Here is a 26,453-nt window from a genome sequence, read left to right as displayed (position 1 = left end):
GGTGATCTTCACGGTTTGGCGCGGTTGATCACCCCGTCTGACCGGTTGCTGATCAGACCGGTTTCAGCCGCGCAGTGAAGTGGCGCAGCAGCGGCGGCTCGTAGTCAAAGGTGAGCCCGCGAATGTCGCTGGCCCGCGCCTTCACCGCTATCAGGCAGTCGGCCACATAGTCCATGTGATCCCGGGTGTAGACCCGGCGTGGAATGGTGAGGCGCAACAGCTCGAAGTCCGCCGCCTCCTGCTTGCCGGTGGCGGGATCGCGCCCCAGCAACAGGGAGCCAATCTCCACCCCGCGCACCCCCCCTTCCAGATAGAGCTCGCAGGCGAGCGCATGGGCGGGGAACTGCTCGGCCGGAATATGGGGCAGCAGCTTTTTGGCATCCACAAACACCGCATGGCCGCCGGTGGGGGTCTGGATGGGGATGCCCGCCTCGGCCAACCGCTCGCCGAGATAGGCCACCTGACTGATGCGGTAGGTGAGATACTCCTCATCCATCCCCTCGCGCAGGCCGATGGCGAGCGCCGCCATATCCCGCCCGGCAAGGCCGCCATAGGTGACAAACCCCTCCATCGCCACACAGCGCACCTGTACCGCGCGGAACAGGTCGAGATCCTCTTTAAAGCAACAGAGCCCACCGATATTGACCAGCCCGTCCTTTTTGGCCGACATGGTGAAGATGTCCCCCAGCGCAAACATCTGGCGCACTATCTCCTTGATGCTGCACTTGGCATAGGCCGGATCCCGCTCCTTGATAAACCAGGCGTTCTCGGCAAAGCGGGCGGCATCGATCACCACCGGAATATGGTGGCGACGGGCCAGTTCGGAAACCGCCTCCATATTGGCCATGGAGACCGGCTGACCACCGGCGCTGTTGCAGGTGACCGTGATGATGATACCGGCCACGTTGTCGGCTCCCAGGGTCTCAATGGTGTCGGTCAGGCGGGGAAGATCAAAATCCCCCTTCCAGGCATAAGGGGCCGTGGTGTCGAGGGCCTTCGGGGTGAGCAGGTTGATGGCCCGCGCGCCAGCCAACTCCACATGGGCCTTGGTGGTGTCGAAGTGATAGTTGGAGATAAACACCGGCGCCTTGCCCTTGCAGCGCTTGACCAGCTCGGGGAAGAGGATCTGCTCGGCCCCGCGCCCCTGGTGGGTGGGCATCACATGCTGGTAGCCAAAGATCTCGCGTACCGTGCGCTCCAGCTCGACGAAGTTGCGGCTGCCCGCATAGGCCTCATCCCCCATCATGATGCCGGCCCACTGACGATCGGACATGGCACCGGTACCGCTGTCGGTCAGCAGATCGATATAGACATCTTCGGCCAGCAGCAGGAAGGGGTTCCAGCCAGCAGCCTCGAGGGCAGCACGGCGCTCGGCGCCAGTGGTCTGTTTGATGGGCTCGACCATCTTGATACGAAACGGCTCGGGTATACGACGCATAAAAGACTCCTCACCGGCGCAAGGCCAGTGTGTTTGAAATCGGGATTGGCAAAGAGGCCGGGGCGATCAGGGTCGTCCGGCTGACAAATTCAAACGGCGGGTGCCACCAATCAGCGGTGAGGAAAATCGAAGGTGAGAATGGGATCCCGGGTATACCAGTGGGCGAGCAGGCAAGCTGCCCGGGGCGTAGCTGTCATGATTGGCATCACTCCCCTCCATATCGGTTGTAGACAGTCGGTGGCCAACAAGATCCATTGATGGATGCTGCCAACGGCAGCCTCGCCACGTTAACGGCTGGTTAATTTGCAAACAAGGAGTGCACCGATAGGCTGTGCGCCCGCTCACAAAGTGCACATCTGCGCGGCAAACTGGCAGTGAGGTTGATCCGTCCACGCCCCCGGTTCGTTATTCTCCCTACCCACACGCCACATCCCCCATCAGCCAAGGCCGGAAGCCATCATGCATCGCAAGCCCCATCTGCCCGAGAAGATCTGCCCCGTCTGCCAGCGCCCCTTCAGCTGGCGGCGCAAGTGGGCACGCAGTTGGGAGGAGGTTCGCTACTGCAGCGAGCGCTGTCGCCACGCTCGTCACAGCAGCCAGCAACCTGAGGGGGAGCCAGCCTGATGGAGCTGCGCCTGATTCTCGGCGATCAGCTGAACGCCGCTCACAGCTGGTTTCGCACGCCAGATCCGGCGGTCTGCTATCTGATGGTAGAGGTGCGTCAGGAGACCGACTACTGCCACCACCATCGTCAGAAGGTGCTGGCCTTCTTTGCCGCCATGCGCGCCTTCGCAGCGGCCCTCACCCAAGCGGGCCACCGCGTCTGTTACCTGACCCTTGATGAGAGCGCCCGCTGGCCCGATTTGCCCGGCTTGCTGGAGGCTCAGCTCGAAGCACATCAGGCCAGCAGCTTTGCCTGGCAGAGCCCGGACGAGTGGCGCCTCGCCAGCCAGTTGAAAAGCTGGACGGCTGGCCTTGCCATCCCTGCTACCGAGGTGGAGAGCGAACATTTTCTCACTCCCCGCGATGGCTGGCAGCGTTACCCCCACAGCCGGATGGAGTTCTTCTACCGCGCCCTGCGAAAGCAATACCAAGTGCTGCTCGATGAGCACGGCCACCCCCTTGGCGGGCGCTGGAACTTCGATGACGAGAACCGCGCCAAGCTGCCGGAGCGTCAGCCGATCCCGGAACCCCTCACCTTTGCCAACGAGGTGAGCGAGATTGATGCCATGCTGACCCGCCACGGGGTCAGCACCATCGGCGAGGCGGATGCCAGCAGACTGCCGTGGCCCATCACAAGACGTCAGAGTCGCGAGCTGCTGGCCCATTTTCTCGCCCACTGCCTGCCCCACTTTGGCCGCTATCAGGATGCCCTGAGCGAGCGGGGCTGGAGCCTGTTTCACAGCCGACTGTCGTTTTCCCTCAATAGCAAGATGCTTCATCCGCTTGAGGTGATTCGGGCCGCCGAGACCCATTGGCAGGCCAATCAGGCCACCATCACGTTGGCGCAGGTGGAGGGTTTTATCCGCCAGATCCTCGGCTGGCGCGAGTTTGTCCGTGCCCTTTACTGGGAGAAGATGCCCGACTACCAGCAGACCAATTTTCTCGGGGCCAAGCGGCCGCTGCCCAGCTTTTTCTGGAGCGGCGAAACCAGGATGACCTGCGTGCGTCACGCCATCAACCAATCCCTTGAGCACGGTTACGCCCACCATATCCAGCGGCTAATGGTGACTGGTAACTTTGCCCTGCTGGCGGGGATCGATCCTGACGAGGTGGATGACTGGTATCTCGGCATCTATGTGGATGCCATCGAGTGGGTGGAGCTGCCCAACACCCGTGGCATGAGCCAGTTTGCCGATGGCGGCCTGATGGGCAGCAAGCCCTACGCCAGCAGCGGCGCCTATCTCGAGCGGATGGGCCACTACTGCAAGGGGTGCCACTATCAGGTCAAAGCACGCCACGGTGATGGGAGCTGCCCCTTCAACAGCCTCTACTGGCACTTTCTCTGGCGCAATCGGGACAAACTGGGCGGCAATCCCCGCCTCGCCCTCCCCTATGCCAACTGGGATGGCCAAGCCGCAGCGCAACAGCAGGCCATTCTGGCGACGGCGGAGCAGTACCTGATCAAGCTGGCGCAGTTGTAAGCGGACCATGTCCCCTGGCGCATTCACACTGACAAGAGCGCAGCGATTTACGCTGGCAATCAGGCGCGTCATCGCACCAAACACCAGCCTGTGACCGGCAAGCAGACGGAGATCCCAATCCTGCGCAGAGCAGTTGAATATCCTGTGGCGGCTGATTATGGTGGTGGCCACATCAGGAGATCAGTCAAGGAAAGACGATATGGAGATAGTGGTTCTCGGTGGCGGCGTGATCGGGGTAACCAGCGCCTGGTATCTGGCCAAAGCGGGTCACAAGGTGACTCTGCTGGAGCGACAAGGTGGCGTCGCCCTTGAAACCAGCCATGCCAACGCCGGGCAGATATCCCCGGGTTACGCGGCCCCCTGGGCGGCCCCCGGCATCCCCCTCAAGGCCGCCAAGTGGATGCTGCAAAAGCATGCCCCCTTCACTGTGCGCCCCACTGCCGACCCCTTCCAGCTTCGCTGGATGCTCAGAATGCTCGCCAACTGCACTCCGACCGCCTATGCCACCAACAAGGGACGCATGGTGCGTCTGGCCGAATACAGCCGCGACTGCATGAAGCTGCTGCGTGACGAGCTGAACATCGATTACGAAGGGCGCCAGCTCGGCACCCTGCAACTGTTTCGCAGCCAATCCCAGCTCGATGCCAGTCAGCGCGATATCGAGGTGCTGGAGGAGTATGGCGTCCCCTACCAGTCGCTCGATGCCAGCGGCTGCGAAGCGGCAGAGCCTGCGCTGGCGCGGGTGCGCGGAAAAATCGTCGGCGGCTTGCGTCTGCCCGGCGACGAGACCGGCGACTGCTTCCGCTTCACCAAGGCCCTTGCCCTTGAAGCCGAGAAGCTCGGGGTCAAGTTTGTCTTCAACTGCGACATCGACGAGATTGAGCAAGCCCGTGGCCGCGCCGTGGCGGTGCGGGCGGGCGAGCAGCGCTATCGCGCCGATGCCATCGTCTGTGCGCTCGGCAGTTATGCCACCGGTTTTTTGCGGCCGCTGCTGCGCCCGCTCGGACTGGAGCTGCCTGTCTATCCGGTCAAGGGCTACTCCCTCACCCTGCCGATGATCACTGCCGAGGCCGCGCCGCGCAGTACCGTGCTCGACGAGACCTACAAGGTGGCCATCACCCGTTTTGACGAGCGGATCCGGGTCGGCGGCATGGCGGAGCTGTCGGGCTACAACCTCGCCCTCAACCCGAGGCGCCACGACACTTTGGCAATGGTGGTGGGCGATCTCTTTCCCGAGGGGGGCGATATCAGCCAAGCCGAGTTCTGGACCGGCCTGCGCCCCATGACGCCGGATGGCACCCCACTGGTAGGGCCGAGCCCCATTCCCGGCCTCTGGCTCAATACCGGCCACGGCACATTGGGCTGGACCATGGCGGCCGGTTCGGGTCAGCTGTTGTGCGATCTCATCAGCGGCAGCGAACCCGCCATCAGCGATGAGGGGCTCACCCTGGCCCGTTACGGCTAAGCGCCTAAGCTGTCGGGCTGTTTCACTCGCCAACTACGCCCTCAGACAACAGCAGAGGACGTCCTCAACCGCTTTATTGACAGGCCACCGCCATAAACGGTGGCCTTTTCGTCTGATGTTGACCTTCTCCCTCCCCGTCTGCCTGAGCGGTAGTCTGGCTGCCGGTTAATGCAGCAAACGGCACAGAATATTGCGCAATTCGACTTGCGCAAGCCGCCACAATCCGTAATGTTGATAGACGCATTTTTCGCAGCGCATATTTTTTAAATGACCTGTAAACCGCTTGTAAACAGGCGTCGCCAGACAAGAGGTTACGGGTGTCACCGCGAGTTTCTTTAGCAGCAATCCAGGGTAGGACATTATGAAAAAAGTAGGTTTGGTCGGTTGGCGTGGCATGGTGGGATCGGTTCTGATGAGCCGGATGCAGGAAGAGCAGGATTTCGCCCATATTCAACCTACCTTCTTCACCACCTCCCAGGCCGGTGAGGCCGCTCCCAACTTCGGCGTCGATGCCGGTACTCTGCAGGACGCCTTCGATATCGAAGCGCTGGCCAAGCAGGATATCATCATCACCGCGCAAGGCGGCGACTACACCAAGGATGTCTATCCGCGCCTGAAAGCCGCTGGCTGGCAGGGTTACTGGATTGACGCCGCCTCCTCCCTACGGATGGAGAAAGATGCCGTCATCATTCTGGATCCGGTCAACGGCGACGTCATCGAGCAGGCCCTGAACGATGGCATCAAGACCTTTGTTGGCGGCAACTGCACCGTCAGTCTGATGCTGCTGGCCCTCGGTGGCCTGTTCAAGGCCAATCTGGTGGAGTGGGTGAGCGTAGCTACCTATCAGGCGGCCTCCGGTGGCGGTGCCCGCCATATGCGCGAGCTTGTTACCCAGATGGGGATGCTGCGTGACGAAGTGGCGGTCGAGCTGGCAGACCCCGCCTCCGCCATCCTCGACATCGAGCGCAAGATCACCGAGAAGACCCGCTCTGGCACCCTGCCGGTGGACAACTTCGGCGTGCCGCTGGCCGGTGGCCTTATCCCCTGGATCGACACCAAGCTCGACAACGGCCAGAGCCGTGAAGAGTGGAAGGGTCAGGCCGAAACCAACAAGATTTTGGGTATCGAGAACGCCGTCATTCCGGTGGATGGTCTCTGCGTGCGGATCGGTGCCCTGCGCTGCCACAGCCAGGCCTTCACCATCAAGCTGAAAAAAGATGTGCCGCTGGCGGAGATCGAAGCGCTGCTGGCTGCCCACAACGACTGGGTGAAAGTGATCCCCAACGATCGCGACATCACAGCCCGCGAGCTGACTCCGGCGGCCGTCACCGGCACCCTCAGCATTCCGGTGGGTCGTCTGCGCAAACTCAATATGGGCCCTGAGTATCTGGCTGCCTTTACCGTGGGTGACCAACTGCTGTGGGGCGCCGCCGAGCCGCTGCGCCGCATGCTGCGTATCCTGCTGGCGCGCTAACCTGCCACAGCAGCAGATACAACAAGGGCGGGGAGTCACACTCCCCGCCCTTTTTTATTGCCTGTTTTCGTTACCCGTTTAGCGAGTTCACGGCCTTGACATTACTTGAGCAGGATACGCTGGCAGCCGCTGTAGATCTCGGCCCGCCCGGGGCGGCAAAAGCCCACCAAAGTGAGCCCGGTTTGCTCGGCCCGCTCGACTGCAAGCTCGGTAGCGGCCGAGATGGCGAGCAGGATCTCGACCCCGGCGCTGGCGCACTTTTGTACCATCTCGAAGCTGGCGCGGCTGGTCACCAGAATGGCACCATCACGGCGACCCGTGCGGCACAAGTGACCCACCAGCTTGTCCAGCGCAATATGGCGTCCCACATCCTCGCGGATGGCGAGAATATTGCCCTCCCCGTCCAGATGCACAGCCGCATGGGTGGCGCCGGTGCGCTGACCCAGCAGCTGGAGCGGGCGCAGCGCGCTCAATACCTTGTCGATATGACCCACCGCCAGGCGCTGGCTGTCGGGCAAGCTTGGCTGGGTGCGGATCACCTGCTCCAGACTCTCGCTGCCACAGATGCCGCAGCCGGTGCGCCCCGCCAGCGTGCGCCGCTTCTCTTTGAGGCGATGAACGCAGCGGTTGGCCAGGGTGATATGCAGCTCAATCCCCTGACAGCCATCGATCTGCTCGATGTCGTGGATATCGAGCAGGCTGTCGATGATCCCCTCGGATAGCGAGAAGCCGATGGCGAAATCCTCCAGATCGGAGGCCGAGCACATCATCACGCTGTGGGCGATACCGTTGTAGACCAGCGCCACCGGCGTCTCGGAGGGGAGCGCCATCTCGCTGTCGCAGGTCAAGGTATCGGCGCGGTAGTGCACCACCTCGCGGTGGATGGCGCAACGTGCCAGTTCGTTCTGTTCGCTCGGTTCTCTCTGCTCGTTCTGCTCGCCACGCGCCTCAAGCTCTATGGCCTCTCTCATGGTGCGACCCCGTCAATGATCTCGGGATCTCTGGCCGAAATGCCGAGTCGCTTCATTTTCGAGAGCAAGGTGGTGCGTTTCATGCCGAGGCGGTTGGCCGCCCCCCGCTCGCCAGCGACGATGCCGTTGCAGTCACGCAGGGCAGCGATGATCGCCTCGCGCTCATCAATCGGCCCCTCCTCGGCAAAGAGCGGCGTGGCGGGCTCGTCATACACCAGGGTCTCAATCTTGTGGTAGCCCTTGAGGGGCATCAGCTCATCGGGCGAGAGGTTGAGCACATGGCCGCGGGTCATCACCACGGCGCGCTCGATGACGTTCTCCAGCTCGCGGATATTGCCGTACCAGGGGAGTGACACCAGCATTTTCATGGCATCGGCGGGGATCGAGGTGATGGTGCGGCGCATCCGCTTGGCGATCTTCTTGATAAAGAAATTGACCAAGAGCGGAATGTCCTCGCGCCGCTCCCGCAGCGGCGGCAGCTCGATGGGAAAGACGTTCAGGCGGTAGTAGAGATCGCTTCGAAAGCGCTTGTTCTTGACCATGGAGAGCAGATCGCAGTTGGTGGCGGCCACCAGTCGCACATCCACCGCGATGGGGTTGCTGTTGCCCACCCGCTCCAGCTCGTGCTCCTGCAATACCCGCAAGAGTTTGGGCTGCAAATCCAACGGCATATCCCCCACTTCGTCGAGGAACAGGGTGCCCTTGTGGGCCCGCTCGAAGCGGCCGATGCGCTGGGTCAGGGCACCGGTAAAGGCCCCCTTCTCGTGGCCAAAGAGATCGCTCTCGATAAGGCCGGTGGGAATGGCGGCGCAGTTCACCTTCACCATCTCGTGGTCGTGGCGGGCACTCAGGGCGTGAATCGCCTGGGCGATCAGCTCCTTGCCGGTGCCGGTCTCGCCGAGGATCAGCACGGTACTGTCGCTCTCGGCCACCAGCCGCACCTTCTCCAGCACGCTCTCCATCACAGCGCTCTGGTAGATGATGTGGGGGAACTCCCCCTGCATCTGCGGCTCGTTGATGCGAATGGTCTTCTCGCGGGCCCCCGTGGTGTTGGAGATCTCCTGCTGCGCCTGCACGTTGTTCATGGCAATGGCGGTGCGCGCCGCCACCTGCTCCAGCAAGGAGATATCGATATCGGCAAAAAAGTCGGCGTTGGGATGGGAGAGGATCAACACCCCCAGCAGGTTGCCCCGATAACGCAGCGGCAAAATGCAGGAGCTGTCGGCCTCGGGCGGCAGGATCTGGGAGGTAAAGCGGCAGCGATTGCTGCAGCCGTGGCCGTGTTCGCGATAGACGAAAAACGGCTCGCTGTGGCCAAGGGCCCCCTGCAGGCACTTCTTTTCAAAACAGGAGTGATCGATGATGCCCGGCTGATCGCTCTGGTGCTGATTGACCAGATAGCTTTTGAAGCTGTCGGAGGTCGCGTTGTACTCCGCCAGACACAAGCTGCTGATGCCGAAGTGGTGGTGCAGGATGGCAAACAGGCTCTTGGGCAGCTCGGCGATGCGCACCAGTTTGATCACTGCATTGGTCACATCCACCAGAATTTTGCAACTGTCGCGCTCAAGGCGCAGGGAGTTGGCCTGCTCCAGAGTGCGCTCCTTGTCGAGCACATTCTCCAGCGCAATGGCGATAATGGCAGCCAGCTGGGTCAGCTTGGCGAGGGTCTCCATGGTGAAGCTGTCGAGCTGGGTGTTGATAAACTCGACCCCGCCCAGATGGCTGCGGGCGGTGGTGATGGGGAGCTGGCAGTAGGAGCGCAGCCCCCCGTAGACCCCTTCACGATCCAGCGCCGGGCAGCGATTCTCAAAGCGAGCGGCAGCGAGAATGATGGCCTGTTCCGGGGTCTCTTTGGTAGGACGGGGGGAGAGGTGCAGCTCTGCCTTGGGGCAGACCAGATGCTTTGGGCCGGAATGTCCCATGAAGTAGAAGATGGCCTCCTCGTCCGCACCCATGTTGAGGATCAGGTTGACCCGGGTTACGCCGCCGAAGCTGGCGTCTATCTTGTTGAGTTTGTGGATAAAATCATCGAGCGTCACGGCCGACAGGAGGGATTTGGAGAGCAGGAGGAAACCGTCGTCCCAGATGGGAGAGATCTCGTCCAGGGGGATGGCACTCACATTTAGCATTGCGGCCTCACGTTATATCGATTTAGTCACCAGTCAGGCTGTCCATGCCATCGCATCACGACAAGCACCCGTCACCAAAATAAATAGCCGCAGCCCGTAAAAACGGCTGCCAATAAGAAAAACGGTGACGAAAATTGTCGCATGTTGCAATTCCAGAGTTGTTATTAACGAACGACAACAAAAAGTAACATCGTTATCGGGGGATATATTGGAATGGCAACTCATCATAGATGAGCTCAAATTTCATTACAATCCGATTTAATATATCTGATGGCCATATTTAACCGGTTATTTCATCAGTTCTTGATCTCAATTAAGGCGCCCGAAAAGTGGGCTGCCGTCAACTGTCAGATCTGCCTCTCCTCTTCGCTGGCTGCGGGTTTCGAGATGGCGTTTGCTGCCCATCCATCGGCAATTTACGAAGTGATGATCCGGCTGTGGCAGCACTTCAGGCCACCGAAGATAAAGAGGGCTGACAGGCTCTGGAAGGCCATCAGCAGCCAGCTGGCGTTGTCGGCAAGCTCGGTGGTGACGCTCTGGTGCGTGAGGTAGACCAGCAGGGTGATCACCCCCAGCAGCAGGCCGTTGATCAAGGTGGTGGAGATAAACCCGATCAGCCAGGCACTGGAAATACTCAAGGCAGAAAATACGCTACTCATGGCAAGGCGTGCCGCCATAAAACAGCCGAAAAAACCGAAGCCGAGCAGAAATATCATCTCGTCGCGCCAAATATAGCAACCTATTCCCAGCAATATCGCCGCCAGATAGGTGCCAATATAGAAAAGTCCGAATAAGCGACCAATTTCATGTTGCATCATTTACTCCCCTTTCTTTGGGTAATAAAAGGGTGCCCGACTCGATAAATCCGAGTCGGGTTCCCTTATTTGTGCAGAACGTCCTTTTTTAGGGCGGGTCAGCCTTTGGCTGCGCTGCGCAATTTCGCCTTGAGCGCGCTGTATTCAGTCTGGACGTACACTTCCGCCTCAGGCTGATTGTCGATGCGCTCGATCTTAACCGCGCAGTACTTGTACTCCGGCGTGTGGGAGACGGGATCGACGTGCTCGATGGTGAGCTCGTTGCAGGCCCCGATCCACCACTGGTAGGTCATGTAGACCACCCCGGCGTTGACCCGGTCGTTGTAGTTGGCCCGGGTGATCACCTTGCCACGGCGCGACGAGATCCAGACCAGCGCCTGATCCTTCACCCCGAGCTTTTTGGCATCGCTCGGGTGGATCTGCACATAGCCCGGCTCATCGGCCAGGGTTTGCAGCGCCGAGCAGTTGCCGGTCATGGAGCGGCAGGAGTAGTGACCCACCTCGCGCACGGTGGAGAGCACCAGCGGGTACTCGGCACAGGGCTGTTCCAGCGGCGGCCGCCACTCGGAGGCGATCAGCTGACCCTTGCCGCTCGGGGTGGTGAACACGTTCCCCTCGAACAGAGTGCTGGTGCCCGGGTGATCCTCGGTCGGGCAAGGCCACTGCACGCTCTTGAGATCGGCCATCTTGTCGTAGCTGACCCCGGCATAGAGCGGGCAGAGCGCGCGCATCTCGTCCCAGATCTCTTCGGTGTTGTGGTACTCCATGGGATAACCCATGGCGGTCGCCATCAACGAGAAGATGGCCCAGTCCGGTTTCACGTTCTCAGGGGGCGTCACTGCCTTGTAGAAGCGCTGGAAGCCGCGATCCGCCGAGCTATAGACCCCTTCGTGCTCGCCCCAACTGGTGGCGGGCAGAATGACGTCGGCCATCTCGGCGGTCTGGGTCATGAAGATATCCTGCACGATCACCAGCTCCATCCCCGCCAGAGTGCGGCGGAACTGACCCAAGTCAGCCTCGGTCTGGGCCGGATCTTCACCGAAGATGTAGAAGGCCTTGCACTTGCCCTCCTCCACCTTGTGGCCAAGCTCCGTCAGACGATAGCCGGGCTTTTGAGAGAGGGATTCCACGCCCCACGCCTTGGCGAACTTGGCGCTGATCTCGGGATCGGCCACCGACTGATAACCCGGGAACTGGTGCGGCAGCATCCCCATGTCACAGGTACCCTGCACGTTGTTCTGACCACGTACCGGCCCGCAACCGGTGCCACGGCGACCGAAGTTGCCGGTCAGCAGCGCCAGACCCGCCAGCCCCTTGACCACGTCCACCGCCTGACCGTACTGGGTCACTCCCATGCCCCACAGGATCATGGAAGCAGGCGACTCGGCATAGGTGCGAATGGCGGCGCGGATATCGGCGGCTTTGAGGCCAGTGATCCCCTCCACATATTCCGGGGTGTACTTGGCCACGGTCGCCTTGAAGGTCTCGAACCCTTCGGTGTAGTTGGCGACAAAGGCCTTGTTGTAGAGCCCTTCATTGATCAACACATTGGCGAAGGCGTTAACCAGCGCCATGTTGGAACCGTTTTTGAGCGGCAGCCACTGATCGGCGATGCGAGCGGTCTCCACCATACGGGGATCACACACAATCACCTTGGCCCCGTTTGCCTTCGCCTTGAGGATATGGCGAGCGACGATGGGGTGAGAGTCAGCAGCGTTGTAACCAAACACCAGCAGGCACTTGGTCTCTTGAATTTCGGGAATGGCGTTGCTCATGGCGCCGTTGCCTACAGTTGTCTCCAGACCGGAGACTGAGGGTGCGTGTCACACCCTCGCGCAGTGGTCGACGTTGTTCGTCCCAATCACCGCACGGGCAAATTTCTGCATCACATAGTTGGCTTCATTGCCGGGGCCACGGGCAGAGCCGGTGGTCATGATGGCGTCCGGGCCATATTTTGCCTTGATGGCAGAGAGACGGCTGCTGGCGAACTCGATGGCTTCGTCCCAGGAGACGGCCTCGAACTTGCCACCGCGCTCGCGGCGGATCATCGGGCTCTTGAGACGGGGGGTCAGCAGGTTGGTGTCGTTCAAGAAATCCCAACCGTAATAGCCCTTGAGGCAGAGCTGCCCCTCGTTGGTCCGGCCGTTGGCGCCTTCGGCCCCCACCACCTTGTCGTTTTCAACCAGCAGGTTGATTTTGCAACCGGTGCCGCAATAGGGGCACACGGTAATGACTTTTTTCATGACTCACACTCTTGTTTGTTAACGAAAAACGGCTCGGCAAGCCCGCTCACACCCGCGCCGGCATCGCCAGCAGTGCCTCGGCACTGGCCAGCTGCTTCTGCCGGTTCAGGTTTTCAAGATGCTCCGGCGTGACCAGCCGCAGCGCCTGGGTCGGACACACCTCGACACAGGCCGGACCCGCCTCGCGGTGACGGCAGAGATCGCACTTGAGCGCCTGCGCCTTGGTCTGCGGCCGCTTGAAGAGCGAATCGGCAGTCGGGGGCACCTCTTTGAGCACCACCGCCATGGCGCCGTAAGGACAGGCCACCACGCAGGACTTGCAGCCGATGCAGCGCTCCTGCAACACCTTGACGCAACCATCCTCGCTGACGATGGCATTGTTCGGGCAGGCCATGGCGCACGGCTTGTCTTCACACTGGCGGCAGAGCACCGGCGTGGTCACCTTGCTGCCCACGATCACCTTCAGGCGCGGCTGAAAGTAGCTGTCCTTGGAGACCAGATGTCCATCCTCGATGGCAAGATGCAGGCCGCCCTCCCGCTCAAGGGTCCCGCTGCAAGACCCTGACTGGTGTGAAACGGCGCAGGCCACCTCACAGGTACGACACCCAATACAGAGACTGGGATCTGCAATCACGAAGCTGTTCATAGAGAGGGATCCTAAATGGTTCGTTACACCGGGCCGCCCGCCGACAGGCAAAGAGGCGGCCAGCCCCCCACAAAGCATTTATCAGACCAAAACGGGACAAGGGTGCAATAAAAATTCACAACCATATGAAAATAAAGGAGTAATCAGCAAGAGCAGCTTGCTGTTTACCGCTACTAACGAGGGTGACGACGGGGTGGGAAGTGTGATCGACACGACAAAAGTGACGAGCTCGACACCGGCTGACCAGCCCCTGCCCCAACCGTATAACGGAGCCGTGCGAAGGAGTTTGCAGCCAGGATCGGCCGCCCCAAACCGGGCAAGCGGAGGAACGAAATCCCGGGAGAAAAGCCATGCCAAGGGCCAAAAATGGGCTGTGCAGCACGCAAAAGCCGCTTGCAGCGATGGTAAGTTGTTTGGTTTTGCTATCGATCTGGCAAGCCATCATTAAGTAAAACCGAACAAAAATGGGCCGTTTATTGACTGATTTGTTGAGCCAGAGCCGGTTTTAGGCCCCTGCCCCTTCAGTTTTCTATCCCTCCGGTTAATATGTGCCACTTGGCAACCAGCTCCGATGGGGTCGTATGCGTGCTAATAAGTAATCAAACAAAGTAGATTTGGTACAGAGCATTACATGATGCAGTAGCCAAAATTTTATAAAAAAACCTGACTTTATAGCATGGTGAGATATGGTTTCTATTTCCTTTATATATTCGTTTTTTATATATTTCACATTTGAATTATTTGTGAGACATAAGTCTTTTAAATATGTTTGCTGTAAAAGAAAACTAAGCCTATGGAAATTTAAGACCATGAAAGAGCCATGGATCATTATGAGTCCCGGATATTTGTTTTCTCGCTATTACAAGAATAAAATTGATGGTTTAGAGAAATCGATAAGAAGTAAAATATTAAAACGGTATTTAAAGATCCTAAATAAGATTAACTTATACATCAGTGTTATTGTGTCTAGTTTATTTTTGGCATCGTTTAGTTTTCTTGAATCTCATATTTACTTATTACTTTCTGGATTCATAACTTTCAGGTTTATTTCAAGGGTTTTAGAGATTATTTTTTCATTTACAAATGATGTGCTTTCAAAAACAAACAAAAGCAATCTGACCAAACATGATAGAATTAAATTAGCTGCTTACAGCTACATTGAGCTGTTCTTTATAATGGCTCCAGTTTATATTATAAATGGAACAGCATCAAACTCTCTCGTTGCAATCTCAATGTCATTATCTGTTGGCACGTTAACAAATATTGGGTTGGTTGTCACCAACAATTCTCCTGTTTATGCAAATATTGCCTTTGTTCAGGTTTTTGCAACTATGAGCTTAGTTATTTTTAGTCTCGCAATGTACTTATCTCGGGAGAAATAGAGCCACAGTTCACGGTTGCCATGAAATTTTCAAAAACTCAATTTTAAAAAGTTAACAACCCATTTTTAAATGTCTTATTAAATTGTACCATCGGGTGCAATGAAGAACGTGCATTGTACCTCTTGCGTGTTTTTATTCGCGATGCAATTTACTTCGTTCATTGCACCCTACGGGTGTTATGTTTGCTGGTTATGCTTTGCCCCTTAAGAGGGAAACGTTACATTCATGGAGGATAAATGACATCTCGGGAACTACTTGAGCAAGCGGTACACAGCAGCGCGATTATTCATCAGCCTCACGCGCTAAAAGCCTATTTATCGGCTCAATTTCTTGCTGCACACCTTGGGCAACCGGAATACTTGTGGCAACAAACAGCCAAATTGATTGCCAAGGATGGATTGCTGGTTTCAACGGTACTTACCGATAGTGTGCAGCCTGTCGCTTTCTCCGATTTACGCAGACACCGCATTCTGGCGCGTGGTATCTATCCCGCTGCCTATCAGGCTGTTTCCCAATGGCATGCCGAGTGCGGCTTTCACGATATCTTTAAATTCTATATCGCCAAGGCGGCCAGAAAACCTGAGTATTTATCCCATAATGTCACCATTTTTCTTGCACTCAATGAGATATACAACATCCTTCCTCCCGAGTGGGTGCCTGCATTTTTAAATCGGGTCACGGAGTTTGTCACTGCAACCTTCCCTAATGAAGAAAATAGAGAATGCTGTGAGGTGATCACAACCGGACAACCGGCAACATTAGAGGATGTATTGCATTCCTGTTTGCAGCAGCCCGGCTTTTTTGGCCATAACCTTATCACCCTGGCCTGGATAGTTCGCTGTAAAACCTCGTTATCTGATGCTCAATATAATGCCATGCTAGGCAATCTCAATTTACAAGCCGTTAGTCCCCTTGAAGATCCTGATGATGAACTGGATTTAAACCTGTGGAACTCCTGCGCCACCCATAATGATATTGATGGTTTCAAAGAACAAATATGGTCGTTGGTTTTTGATACCTGCTTTAATCTGCATCAAATTACCTTGGCTGATGCCCTCAGCCTCTTACAGCAGCAATACCCTGAGCATACAGCTGAATTAATAAGGGTGGCCAAGTATCACACCAGAAAATGTGCTGAAATGAGTTCATAAAAATATCACTGTAGGGTGCAATAAGCGTAGCGCATTGCACCTCTTGCTTCTTTCAATATTTGGTGAAATTCACTTCGTTCATTGCACCCTACATTTTCCCCGCCCAAATAAAGACTCCATTGCTCCCCCCCTCCCCTTTGCCATCCTGCCAGCATTTAATTAGTGATTACTTTATCGTCTATTTATTATCCATTTTGGTAAAAGAGAGTAGCCAAACCACTTCGCTTGATAAAACAAACAGTTGCCTTCATTATCGCGGCCTATTTCAATCGCTGGATAATTAATTCTCTTACTCAAATTGAACTTTTGATTATTTATAACTGAGCATAGTCCCGCTGAGTGTGTGTCATTATAAGCTTAATGACAGATGAACAGACTGTGTTACATGACAAGCAGATCACTATTCCGTTAGCGCCCTTTCCCATCGCAATCCATTAATTCTCTCCCGATTAAATATCACTACTCTCCTGGTAGGTCGGGCAGCTGTGCGTTGGCAAACGTGTAAACATCAAACTGACAAGATGAACTCATGAACTGTGATAAACAACAAGCCATGTCCGGCGTCATGCTGGCGGCGATTGGCGTAGTCTATGGCGATATCGGCACCAGCCCGCTCTATACCTTGCGCGAGTGCCTGTCAGGTCAATTCGGGTTCGGCGTCGAGCCGGCCTCCATTCTCGGCTTTCTCTCGCTGATCTTCTGGCTGCTGATCCTGGTGGTGTCGGTCAAGTACCTCTCCTTTGTCATGCGGGCCGACAACGCCGGCGAGGGCGGCATTCTCACCCTGATGTCGCTGGCGACCCGCAACGCCTCCACCCGCTGGACGCCGCTGCTGATCATCCTCGGCCTGATTGGCGGCAGCTTCTTCTATGGCGAGGTGGTGATCACCCCGGCGATGTCGGTGATGTCGGCCATCGAGGGTCTGAGCATTCTCACCCCCGCCCTCGACCCCTATATCGTCACTCTTTCGGTGCTGGTGCTGACCCTGCTGTTCGCCATCCAGAAACATGGCACCGCCATGGTGGGCAAGCTGTTTGCCCCCATCATGCTGATCTGGTTTATGACGCTGGCGGTGCTGGGGCTGCGCGGCATCGTCCACAACCCCGAGGTGCTGGGTGCGCTCAACCCCATCTGGGCGGTGCGCTTCTTTGTCCAGTACCAGACCACCTCCTTCTTTGCCCTCGGCGCCGTGGTGCTGGCCATCACCGGGGTGGAGGCGCTCTACGCGGATATGGGCCACTTCGGCAAAAATCCCATTCGCCTCGCCTGGTTTATCGTGGTGCTGCCCTCGCTGGTGCTCAACTACTTCGGTCAGGGTGCGCTGCTGCTAAGCAACCCCGCCGCCATTGCCAACCCCTTCTTCCTGCTCGCGCCGAAATGGGCGCTGGTGCCGCTGCTGCTGCTGGCAACCATGGCAACGGTGATCGCCTCGCAGGCGGTGATCTCCGGGGTCTTTTCGCTGACCCGGCAGGCGGTGCGCCTCGGTTATCTCTCACCCATTCGCATCGTTCACACCTCCGAGCAGGAGTCCGGCCAGATCTATATTCCGGTCATCAACTGGATGCTCTATATCTCGGTGGTGATCGTCATCATGAGCTTCGAGCACTCCAGCAATCTGGCGGCGGCCTACGGCATCGCGGTGACCGGCACCATGGTGCTCACCTCCATCCTCTCCTGCTCGGTGGCCAAGAACAGCTGGCACTGGAACAAGTATCTGGTGGCCATCCTGTTTGCCGCGCTGCTCTGTATCGACGTGCCGCTGTTTGCCGCCAACCTCGCCAAGATCTTCTCCGGCGGCTGGCTGCCGCTCACCCTGGGCGCGGTGATGTTCACCGTGATGACCAGCTGGAAGAGCGAGCGTTTCCAGCTTATTCGCCGCCTGAACGAGCACGGCAACTCCCTTGAGCCGATGATCGCCTCGCTGGAGAAATCCCCGCCGACCCGGGTGGTCGGCACTGCCGTCTATATGTCGCGAGTGGTCAATGTGATCCCTCATGCGCTGCTGCATAACCTCAAGCACAACAAGGTGCTGCACGAGCGGATCATCCTGCTCACCCTGCGGGTGGAGGATGTGCCCTACGTCCACAATGTGCGCCGGGTCTGCATCGAGCAGCTCTCCCCTACCTTCTGGCGGGTGGTGGCAAGCTACGGCTGGCGCGAGACTCCGAACGTGGAGGAGATCTTCCACCGCTGCAACGCCGAGGGGCTGAGCTGCCGGATGATGGAGACCTCGTTCTTTATGGCCCACGAGTCGCTCATCATGAAAGACCGCCCCTGGTATCTCTATCTGCGCGGCAAGCTCTTTATGCTGCTGCAGCGCAACGCCCTGCGCGCCCCGGATCAGTTCGAGATCCCGCCCAACCGGGTTATCGAGCTGGGATCCCAGGTGGATATCTGATGGCGGGTTGATGGCCTCTTAAAGGCATAGAAAACATCAGCTAATAGAGAGGGAGGCATTGGCCTCCCTCTTCTTTTTCGTTAACCCCGATTACCGCCCCTCATCCCCGGCCCTTCTCCCGCAAGGGGAGAAGGGGGCAAACCACGGCAATTCGAACCAGCTCATTTCCTCTCACACAACAGCCGTAGGGTGCAACAAGCGCACCGCCGTGCACCGCGAACATATTTGATAACGGTGCAATTCACTGCGTTCTTTACACCCTGCTTATGCTGCGTTTTCCAAGGTGACGAACCCTCTTGGGGGCTTCGTCACAAGTGACGAACGTCACAGTTCGACAGCCACATCAGCGCGTTCACTCAACTACGCGAGGATTTTTATTTATTTAAAAACAGCAACTTAAAACCAATTTCGCTGCAAAAACCAATCTGGCCCGTATCTTGCCAACCTGCCCCTACTTTCTCCGTTCGCGACACGACAAGGTAGGCTATGAACCGCTTCGTTATCGCTGACCCCAAGCTTTGTATCGGCTGTGGCACCTGTATGGCGGCCTGCAGCGAGGTACACAAGGCGCAAGGTTTGCAGCAAGCCCCCCGTTTAACCGTTATGCGACATGAGCAGGCGACCATGCCGGTTCAGTGCCGTCACTGTGACGATGCCCCCTGCATCAAGGTGTGCCCGGTCGAGGCAATTCGCCAGACCGGCGATTGCGTGCAACTCAACGAGTCGCTCTGCATCGGCTGCAATCTCTGCGCCGTGGCCTGCCCCTTTGGCGCCATCCAGAGTGGCGGCAGCCGTCCGGTGGCCGTGGCCACCAGTTACGACACCTATATCCCCTGCTCCATCCGCTCCAGCAACCCCTCCACCTCCGCCGGTCTGCGCTGCTTTGGCGAGGATCTGCTGAGCTGGGAGCCGGGCGTGCGCAGCATCGCGGTCAAGTGTGACCTGTGCGAGTTTCGCGCCGAAGGCCCGGCCTGTGTCGGAGCCTGCCCCTCCCAGGCGCTGAAGCTGGTCAATGACGGCGACACCGAACGCGCCGCCCGTATCCGTCGCCAGCAAGCGGCCGACACCAATCCGCAAGGGGCTTCTGCCTTCTCGGCGCCCGCCACGGCGCTCCCTGCATCCGATTTATCCACCACAGAGGGAGCGTGCTGATGTTGTCCCCCCTTGTTATGGCCACGCTCCTGCTCTTTTTGCTGGGCGCTGCCGCCGGTTTGCTGCTGCAAAAGCTGCCCGCACTGGCCAACCGTCTCAATAGCGGTTTTGCCCTGCAGGGCTCGCTCGCGGGTCTGGTCGCCGCCATCCAGATCTTTGCCCAAGGCGCCCCCATCGACGGCCAGCTCTGGCTGCTGGGCTCAGTGCATCTGGATATGCTCTCCGCGCTAATGCTGCTGGTGATTAGCACCGTCGGCGTTGCCGTCGCCCTCTACTCCTTTGCCTATATCCGCGAATATCAGGGCAAAGGGGATGTGGCCATCGGTGCGCTGATGAACCTCTTCCTCTTTGCCATGGTGGGCATGGTGCTGGCCGACAATGCGCTCGGTTTCTTGCTCTGCTACGAGCTGGTGACCCTCACCACCTACTGGCTGGTCAAGACCAACCCGGATGCCGCCAAACAGAGCCGCCTCTACTTGGTGATGAACCATATCGGCATGGCGCTGGTGCTTGTCGCCTTCTGGCTGCTCTGCCGTGAAAGCGGCTCGCTGGAGTTCGCCGCCCTGCGCGAGCACCATCTGGCGGGCGCATTGGCCTCGCTGGTGTTCCTGCTCAGCTTCTGCGGCTTTGGCCTGCGCGCCGGTTTCGTGCCGCTGCACGGCTGGCTGCCGGTGGCCGAGCCCGTTGCGCCGTCCCATATCTCGGCGCTGATGTCCGGCGTCATGGTGAAGCTGGGTCTCTTTGGCATCTTGCGGGTCAGCATCGATTATCTCGGCGCCAGCCAGCTCTGGTGGGGCTATGTGGTGCTGATCTTCGGCGCCTGCTCGGCAGTGCTCGGGGTGCTGTTTGCGCTGGCCGAGCACGATCTCAAGCGGCTGCTCGCCTACCACACGGTGGAGAACATCGGCATCATCCTGATGGGGATGGGCATCGGCATGATCGGCATCGCCAACCAGCAGCCAGCGCTGGTAGTGCTGGGGCTGCTCGGCGCCCTCTATCACCTGCTCAACCACGCCATCTTCAAGAGCCTGCTCTTTATGGGCACCGGCTCTGTGATGTTCCGCCTGCACACCCGTGACATGGACAAGATGGGGGGCCTGGCCAAGCTGATGCCCTGGACCGCGCTGGCGTTCCTCATCGGTGCCATGGCCATCTCGGCGCTGCCGCCCCTGAACGGCTTTGTCAGCGAGTGGTTTATCTACCAATCCCTGCTATCCATGACCAAACTCGGCACCTCTGTCGTCGCGCCGCTCGCGGTAGTGATGCTGGCGGTGACCGGCGCCATGGCGGTGATGTGTTTCGTCAAGGTGTACGGCATCTGCTTCTGCGGTGCCCCGCGCAGTGAACACGCGAGCCACGCCCGCGAAGTGCCGGGGGCCATGGTGGCAGGCACCCTGCTGCTGGCCGCGGTCTGTCTGGTGCTGGGTCTGGGCGCCCCCTGGATTGCCCCCCATATCGCCAGCTATGGTCAGGCACTCGTTGCCAGCCAGATGAGTGTCGCCACCGGCGCCACCCTGCTGCCACTCGATAGCAGCCAGGCGATCCTCTCCCCACCCGTTATCGCCATCACCTTGCTGGGTCTGTTCCTCATCCCGTTGCTGGTACTGGCAATCTTCAAGGGCCCCAAGCTGGGTCGTCGTCACGCTGGCACCCCGTGGGCCTGTGGTTACGCCTATGAGGAGCGCATGAGCCTCACCTCCGGCGGTGTCACCCACACCTTGCGCCAACTCTGCGCGCCGCTCTATCGCAAACAGCCGCAGCTCGATCTGGCCAGCGCCCTGCACGGGGTGAGCGATACCAGCGGGACGACCGGCTGGCTGCTGCACGGCCTTGTGCTGGCGCTCTTTATCCTGATGGCTGTAGGAGTCTGATATGCCTGTTCTTGAAATGCCGAGCTGGGGCATGGTTGCCCTCGCCCTGACCCAGGCCATCGCCATGCTGGCGCTGGCGCCGCTCGCCACCGGTTTCAACCGGGTGCTGCGGGCCAAGATGCACTCCCGTCAGGGGCCGGGCCTGCTGCAGGATTACCGGGATATCGCCAAGCTCCTGCGCCGTCAGGAGGTAACTCCCGAGCCTGCCGGCATCATCTTCAACCTGATGCCTGCGCTGCTGATCGCCGCCCTGTTGCTGGTGGGGATGGCGCTGCCGACCCTGACTCATGAGTCCCCCTTCCCCATCGCCGGGGATCTCATCACCGATATCTATCTGTTCGCCATCTTCCGCTTCTTCTTCTCTCTCTCGGGACTCGACAGCGGCAGCATGTTTGCAGGGATCGGTGCCCGCCGCGAGCTGACCCTCGGCATTCTGGTGGAGCCCATTCTGGTGCTCGCCTGCTTCATCATGGCGATGATGGTGGGCAGCTCGGATCTGGGCAATATCAGCAACTATGTGGCGACCCAGCCGCTGGCCGCGCCGGTTGCTACCCTGCTGGCTGGCGCCGCCTGCGCCTTCGCGGTGTTTGTCGAGATGGGCAAGCTGCCCTTTGACTGCGCCGAAGCCGAGCAGGAGCTGCAGGAGGGACCGCTCACCGAGTACTCCGGTGCGGGGCTGGCCCTGCTCAAGCTCTCCATCGGCCTCAAGCAACTGGTGGTGGTGCAGCTCTTTCTGGTCATTTTCCTCCCCTTCGGCAAGGCGGCCAACTGGAGTCTGCCCGCGCTCATCGGTGCGGCGCTGATCCTCGCCTGCAAGCTGCTGGTGGCCTTTTTTCTGGCGGGCATCATCGAAAACGCCATGGCCCGTACCCAGTTCGTGCGCACCCACAAGCTCACCCGCTACGGCTTGGGGCTGGCCCTGCTGGCGCTGCTCGCCTATCTAGTCGGGATCTGAATCATGCCCGCCAGCACAGCAATTTTTTCCGATTTCATCATTTGTGAATGCTCATTCCCGAACATTAAAGTGAGAACTGCATGACCATCGCCATTTCGGATCGCATCGGCTGCGACTACATCCAGCAGGTGCGAGCACAACTGCCCCACGCCATCGTCGACGAGGAGTGGCAAACCGCCGATCAGGCCACCATTACCGTCAAGCCCACCAGTCTGGTCGAGACGGCCAGCCTGATCTTCCATCAGCTGGGGGGCTGGCTTCCGCTCTCCTTTGCCAATGACGAGCGCAGCCTCAACGGCCACTTCGCCGTCTACCACGTCTTCTCCATGGAGGGCGACACCAAGTGCTGGATCACCGTCAAGGTGCTGGTGGATGCCGATACCCAGGAGTACCCCTCCATCACCCCGACCATTCCGGCGGCGGTGTGGGGCGAGCGGGAGATCCGCGACATGTATGGCCTGCGCGCCATCGGTCTGCCAGACGAACGCCGTCTGGTGCTGCCGGACGACTGGCCGGAGGATATCCACCCCCTGCGCAAGGACGCCATGGATTATCGCCAGCGCCCTATGCCCACCACCGACACCGAGACCTACCCCTTCGTCAACGAGCTCGGCAGTGATGCCAACCGCATCGTGCCGGTCGGCCCGCTGCACATCACCTCCGACGAACCGGGCCACTTTCGGCTTTTCGTCGATGGGGAAGACATCATCGATGCCGACTACCGCCTCTTCTATGTCCATCGCGGCATGGAGAAGCTGGCGGAAACCCGCATGGGCTACAACGAAGTGGCGTTTCTGACCGACCGGGTCTGCGGCATCTGCGGCTTTACCCACAGCGTCGCCTACACCACCTCGGTGGAGAACGCCATGGGCATTCCGGTGCCGGAGCGGGCCAAGATGATCCGCGCCGTGCTGCTGGAGGTGGAGCGCCTGCACAGCCATATCCTCAACATCGGCCTGTCGAGCCACTTCACCGGTTTTGACACCGGCTTTATGCAGTTCTTCCGGGTGCGGGAGAAATCCATGACCCTGGCCGAGCTGCTGACCGGCGCGCGCAAGACCTACGGCCTCAACCTGATTGGCGGGGTGCGCCGCGACATCTTCAAGGAAGATCGCATCAAGGGCGCACAGCTGGTGCGCGAGCTGCGTGATGAGCTCAAACCCCTGGTGGCCATGCTGCTGGATACCGCCAATATCTCCTCCCGCCTCATCGGTATCGGCAAGCTCGAGCCGCAGATTGCCCGCGATTTCAGCTGCGTCGGCCCCATGGTGCGGGCGAGCGGCTTCAAGCGCGACGTGCGTCGGGTCCACGACTTTGCCGGCTACCGCGAGCTGCCGATGGAGATCCAGACCAAGGCGGGTTGCGATGTGCAATCCCGGGTGCTGGTGCGCATCCACGAGCTCTACGACTCCCTCGACATGATTGAGTTTGGTCTTGAGCACCTGCCGGAGGGGCCACTGCTCACCGAAGGGTTCACCTACCAGCCGGGCAAGTTTGCGCTGGGCTTTACCGAGGCGCCCCGCGGCGAGAACGTCCACTGGAGCATGACCGGGGACAACCAGAAGCTGTTCCGCTGGCGCTGCCGCGCCGCCACCTACGCCAACTGGCCCGCTCTGCGCTACATGCTGCGCGGCAATACCGTGGCGGATGCACCGCTCATCATCGGCAGTCTGGATCCCTGCTACTCCTGTACCGACCGGGTGACTCTGGTCGACCCCAAGAAGGGCAAATCCACCGTGGTCTCCTACAAGGAGATCGAGCGCTACGGCATCGATCGCAAAAACTCTCCGCTGAAATAAGGGGTCATCATGATCAAGCTGTTCAAGACCATCCTCAAGGCTGGCACCCCGACCGCCAAGTACCCCTTCGCCCCTTACGAGGTGAACCGGGATTTTCGCGGCAAACCGAAATATCAGGCGGATCAGTGCATCGCCTGCGCCGCCTGCACCAAGGCCTGCCCGGCCAACGCGCTGGTGATGGAAGTGGATATGGAGACCGGCGAACGGCGCTGGGAGATCTCCATGGCGCGCTGCATCTTCTGCGGCCGCTGCGAGGAGGTCTGCCCGACCCGCGCCATCGCCCTCTCCCCCGAGTTCGAACTGGCGGTGACCAACAAGGCGGATCTTTATGAGGAGGCGCGCTTCGCGCTGGCCCCCTGCACCCTGTGCGGCACCTACTTTGCCCCGAGCAAGCTGGTGGCGCTGGTGGAGGACACCCTCAAGCAGGCGGGCACGCCGCTCACTACCCCGGAGCGGCTGCACCACTGCCCCGACTGCAAACGAAAACAGAGCATGCTGAGCCAGCCTGACTCGGCCCTGATCACACCGATAGCCACACAACAGGAGTGGATGTGATGAGCAAGATCAAAGGCATAGAACCGGTTGTCGGCCATGCCCATACCCGCGCCGTGCCGCTGGCACAGGATCCCGAGATCACCAAACTCAAGAAGACCCTGCTCAAAGACATTCGCCGCTCGGCCTATGTCTACCGGGTCGATTGCGGCGGCTGCAACGCCTGCGAGATCGAGATCTTCGCCACCATCACCCCGCTGTTCGATGCCGAGCGTTTCGGCATCAAGGTGGTCGCCTCTCCCCGCCACGCCGACATCCTGCTCTTTACCGGCGCGGTGACCCGGGCGATGCGGGTACCGGCCCTGCGCGCCTACGAGGCGGCACCCGATCCCAAGATCTGCATCGCCTACGGCGCCTGCGGCTGTGACGGCGGCATCTTCCACGACCTCTACTGCGTCTGGGGCGGCACCGACAAAATCGTGCCGGTGGATGTCTATATCCCCGGCTGCCCCCCCACACCGGCAGCCACCATCTACGGCTTTGCGGTGGCGCTCGGTCTGCTGGAACAGAAACTCAAAGCCACCAGCCACGAGGTGCAACCGGGTGAGCGGGTCGAGCTGCGCCACACCGGCATCCCCAATGAAATTCGGGTGATGATCGAGCGCGAAGCGCGCCGCATGGCCGGTTATCGTCAGGGGCGGATCATCGCCGACGAGTTTATGGCCCTGCTCGAAGGGGCGACCCAGCAGGATGTGGATCTGCGCATCCAGAGCTACCTCGATCAGCACGACGATCCGCGCCTCTCGGAGATCGTCAACAACCTCGCAAACGCCTGCCTCAACCGGGCGGCCGGCAAGGGAGAGGCGGTGCATGGCTGACGAGGTTTTTTTCTACCGCTTGTCGCGCAAGTTCGTCGACGAGCAGTTCGACGTCCCCGAGGAAGCCAAAGAGGTGATGTACTACAGCCTCGCCATCGGCCACCACCTCGGCATTGTCGATTGCCTGCGAGCAGACCTGGTCTGCTCGCTGACCGGTTATCGCGACTGGGTGGCCAAGCTGCCAGAGGGGAGCGAAGCACGCCGCAAGATGGAGGGGTTTCTCACCTTTGGCGAGATCACCATCTATCGCGAGCACTGCCATATGCTGGCCTGCGCCTTCGACCGACTGCGCAAAGCCGACAATCTGCTCGATGAGCAGGAGCTGGGCTGGACCAACACCTTTATGGATCAGCTCACCACCCTCTATAACGACCCCCATATGTACCTGATGGTAAGGAGCCGCTGATGGGCTGCAATCTCGTGTTGACCGTGGGCAATGCCATGATGGGGGACGACGGTGCCGGCCCCTATCTTGCCGACAAACTGCAAGCCGCCCCCCTGCCCGGCTGGATCCATATCGACGGCGGCATCGCGCCGGAAAATGTGGTCTACAAGGTGCGGGAGCTGCAACCGGAGCGGGTGGTGCTGGTGGATGCCGCCGAGATCGGCGAGAAGGCGGGAACCCTGCAGGTGATCCCCCCTGAGACCATCGCCGAGATGTTTATCTTCTCGACCCATAATATGCCGCTCAATTTCCTGATCGACGAACTCAAGACCTTTGTCCCCGAGGTGATCTTTGTCGGGGTACAACCGGCCATCGTGGCGTTCTCCTTCCCGATGACCGAGATGGTGAGCGAGGCGATGGATTATCTTTATCAGCATCTTGATGCCGCCAGTGACACCAGTCTGTTAATAGATAAACTGGATCAGTGGAATATTGCCAACGCCAAGCGGTGATTATTTATCGAGTTGTTAACGACCGTTATTGACCGACGGTTACGGCAATGTGATCGAGGCCCGGTGTTAAATTAAAAACATCGGGCTAATTGTGCTGAACTTGATATAAAACAAGGTTCTTTGATTTTTTCAAAAAATCGCTAACCCTCGCTT

The 26,453-nt window shown here is 59.1% G+C and carries 21 protein-coding genes; 15 read left to right on the top strand and 6 right to left on the bottom strand.

Annotated elements, in window-relative coordinates:
- Positions 1-52 precede the first annotated feature (52 nt).
- The gene (locus AB5Y83_RS16900) at positions 53-1,438 is read right to left on the bottom strand and encodes a tryptophanase (protein ID WP_204379734.1); all 1,386 of its coding nucleotides are present in this window, start codon (positions 1,436-1,438) and stop codon (positions 53-55) included.
- 459 nt (positions 1,439-1,897) lie between these two features.
- Here AB5Y83_RS16900 and AB5Y83_RS16895 point away from each other — a divergent pair, with 459 nt between their 5' ends.
- From AB5Y83_RS16895 to asd, 4 genes are all read left to right on the top strand, one after another.
- Complete coding sequence (locus AB5Y83_RS16895; RefSeq protein WP_182937571.1) at positions 1,898-2,062, top strand: DUF2256 domain-containing protein; 165 nt, start codon at positions 1,898-1,900, stop codon at positions 2,060-2,062.
- Positions 2,062-3,582: a cryptochrome/photolyase family protein gene (locus AB5Y83_RS16890; protein ID WP_368175584.1), complete on the top strand. Its 1,521-nt coding sequence runs from the start codon at positions 2,062-2,064 to the stop codon at positions 3,580-3,582. The genes AB5Y83_RS16895 and AB5Y83_RS16890 overlap by 1 nt, the downstream gene beginning before the upstream one ends.
- Positions 3,583-3,739: 157 nt before the next feature.
- The gene (locus tag AB5Y83_RS16885; RefSeq protein ID WP_368175618.1) at positions 3,740-5,047 is read left to right on the top strand and encodes a D-amino acid dehydrogenase; all 1,308 of its coding nucleotides are present in this window, start codon (positions 3,740-3,742) and stop codon (positions 5,045-5,047) included.
- A gap of 361 nt (positions 5,048-5,408) precedes the next feature.
- Complete coding sequence (gene asd / locus AB5Y83_RS16880) at positions 5,409-6,521, top strand: aspartate-semialdehyde dehydrogenase (protein ID WP_278166570.1); 1,113 nt, start codon at positions 5,409-5,411, stop codon at positions 6,519-6,521.
- Positions 6,522-6,622: 101 nt separating this feature from the next.
- On the opposite strand, the gene fdhD is transcribed toward asd, so the two are convergent.
- The 5 genes from fdhD to AB5Y83_RS16855 form a co-directional block, all read right to left on the bottom strand.
- Positions 6,623-7,492: a formate dehydrogenase accessory sulfurtransferase FdhD gene (fdhD, locus tag AB5Y83_RS16875; RefSeq protein WP_368175583.1), complete on the bottom strand. Its 870-nt coding sequence runs from the start codon at positions 7,490-7,492 to the stop codon at positions 6,623-6,625.
- The gene (locus AB5Y83_RS16870) at positions 7,489-9,621 is read right to left on the bottom strand and encodes a sigma 54-interacting transcriptional regulator (protein ID WP_139459183.1); all 2,133 of its coding nucleotides are present in this window, start codon (positions 9,619-9,621) and stop codon (positions 7,489-7,491) included. Before AB5Y83_RS16870 ends, fdhD begins: the two co-directional genes overlap by 4 nt.
- A 416-nt stretch (positions 9,622-10,037) precedes the next feature.
- Positions 10,038-10,436, bottom strand: a complete 399-nt coding sequence (locus AB5Y83_RS16865; RefSeq protein ID WP_120414625.1) for a hypothetical protein — start codon at positions 10,434-10,436, stop codon at positions 10,038-10,040.
- Positions 10,437-10,534: 98 nt separating this feature from the next.
- The gene (gene fdhF / locus AB5Y83_RS16860) at positions 10,535-12,679 is read right to left on the bottom strand and encodes a formate dehydrogenase subunit alpha (RefSeq protein ID WP_167565718.1); all 2,145 of its coding nucleotides are present in this window, start codon (positions 12,677-12,679) and stop codon (positions 10,535-10,537) included.
- A 46-nt stretch (positions 12,680-12,725) separates the two neighbouring features.
- A complete protein-coding gene (locus tag AB5Y83_RS16855; protein WP_043850912.1) occupies positions 12,726-13,325 on the bottom strand; it encodes a 4Fe-4S dicluster domain-containing protein in 600 nt (199 codons plus the stop codon).
- Between the two features lie 809 nt (positions 13,326-14,134).
- On the opposite strand from AB5Y83_RS16855, the gene AB5Y83_RS16850 reads away from it, so the two are divergent.
- From AB5Y83_RS16850 to hycI, 11 genes are all read left to right on the top strand, one after another.
- A complete protein-coding gene (locus AB5Y83_RS16850; protein WP_368175582.1) occupies positions 14,135-14,707 on the top strand; it encodes a hypothetical protein in 573 nt (190 codons plus the stop codon).
- A gap of 236 nt (positions 14,708-14,943) precedes the next feature.
- Positions 14,944-15,858, top strand: coding sequence for a hypothetical protein (locus AB5Y83_RS16845; RefSeq protein WP_368175581.1), 915 nt, complete (start codon positions 14,944-14,946; stop codon positions 15,856-15,858).
- Between the two features lie 529 nt (positions 15,859-16,387).
- On the top strand, positions 16,388-18,256 hold the full coding sequence (gene kup, locus AB5Y83_RS16840) for a low affinity potassium transporter Kup (RefSeq protein WP_368175580.1): 1,869 nt from the start codon (positions 16,388-16,390) through the stop codon (positions 18,254-18,256).
- A gap of 486 nt (positions 18,257-18,742) precedes the next feature.
- On the top strand, positions 18,743-19,408 hold the full coding sequence (locus AB5Y83_RS16835) for a 4Fe-4S dicluster domain-containing protein (protein WP_167565722.1): 666 nt from the start codon (positions 18,743-18,745) through the stop codon (positions 19,406-19,408).
- On the top strand, positions 19,408-21,279 hold the full coding sequence (gene hyfB, locus AB5Y83_RS16830; protein WP_368175579.1) for a hydrogenase 4 subunit B: 1,872 nt from the start codon (positions 19,408-19,410) through the stop codon (positions 21,277-21,279). The genes AB5Y83_RS16835 and hyfB overlap by 1 nt, the downstream gene beginning before the upstream one ends.
- A gap of 1 nt (position 21,280) precedes the next feature.
- Complete coding sequence (locus tag AB5Y83_RS16825) at positions 21,281-22,234, top strand: respiratory chain complex I subunit 1 family protein (RefSeq protein WP_206874568.1); 954 nt, start codon at positions 21,281-21,283, stop codon at positions 22,232-22,234.
- Between the two features lie 80 nt (positions 22,235-22,314).
- On the top strand, positions 22,315-24,033 hold the full coding sequence (locus AB5Y83_RS16820; RefSeq protein ID WP_040065714.1) for an NADH-quinone oxidoreductase subunit C: 1,719 nt from the start codon (positions 22,315-22,317) through the stop codon (positions 24,031-24,033).
- A gap of 9 nt (positions 24,034-24,042) precedes the next feature.
- A complete protein-coding gene (locus tag AB5Y83_RS16815; protein WP_236374976.1) occupies positions 24,043-24,588 on the top strand; it encodes a formate hydrogenlyase complex iron-sulfur subunit in 546 nt (181 codons plus the stop codon).
- Positions 24,588-25,403: an NADH-quinone oxidoreductase subunit B family protein gene (locus AB5Y83_RS16810; RefSeq protein ID WP_005333324.1), complete on the top strand. Its 816-nt coding sequence runs from the start codon at positions 24,588-24,590 to the stop codon at positions 25,401-25,403. The genes AB5Y83_RS16815 and AB5Y83_RS16810 overlap by 1 nt, the downstream gene beginning before the upstream one ends.
- The gene (locus tag AB5Y83_RS16805; protein ID WP_368175578.1) at positions 25,396-25,809 is read left to right on the top strand and encodes a formate hydrogenlyase maturation HycH family protein; all 414 of its coding nucleotides are present in this window, start codon (positions 25,396-25,398) and stop codon (positions 25,807-25,809) included. Before AB5Y83_RS16810 ends, AB5Y83_RS16805 begins: the two co-directional genes overlap by 8 nt.
- Positions 25,809-26,300, top strand: a complete 492-nt coding sequence (hycI, locus tag AB5Y83_RS16800) for a hydrogenase maturation peptidase HycI (protein WP_203119027.1) — start codon at positions 25,809-25,811, stop codon at positions 26,298-26,300. Before AB5Y83_RS16805 ends, hycI begins: the two co-directional genes overlap by 1 nt.
- The last annotated feature ends 153 nt before the right edge of the window (positions 26,301-26,453 follow it).

This window comes from Aeromonas sp. R5-4, from assembly GCF_040908215.1.
In the GTDB taxonomy this organism is placed as follows: domain Bacteria; phylum Pseudomonadota; class Gammaproteobacteria; order Enterobacterales; family Aeromonadaceae; genus Aeromonas; species Aeromonas veronii.
Note: the sequence above shows the minus strand (reverse complement) of the source record. Positions and strands in the feature narration are given on the sequence as shown.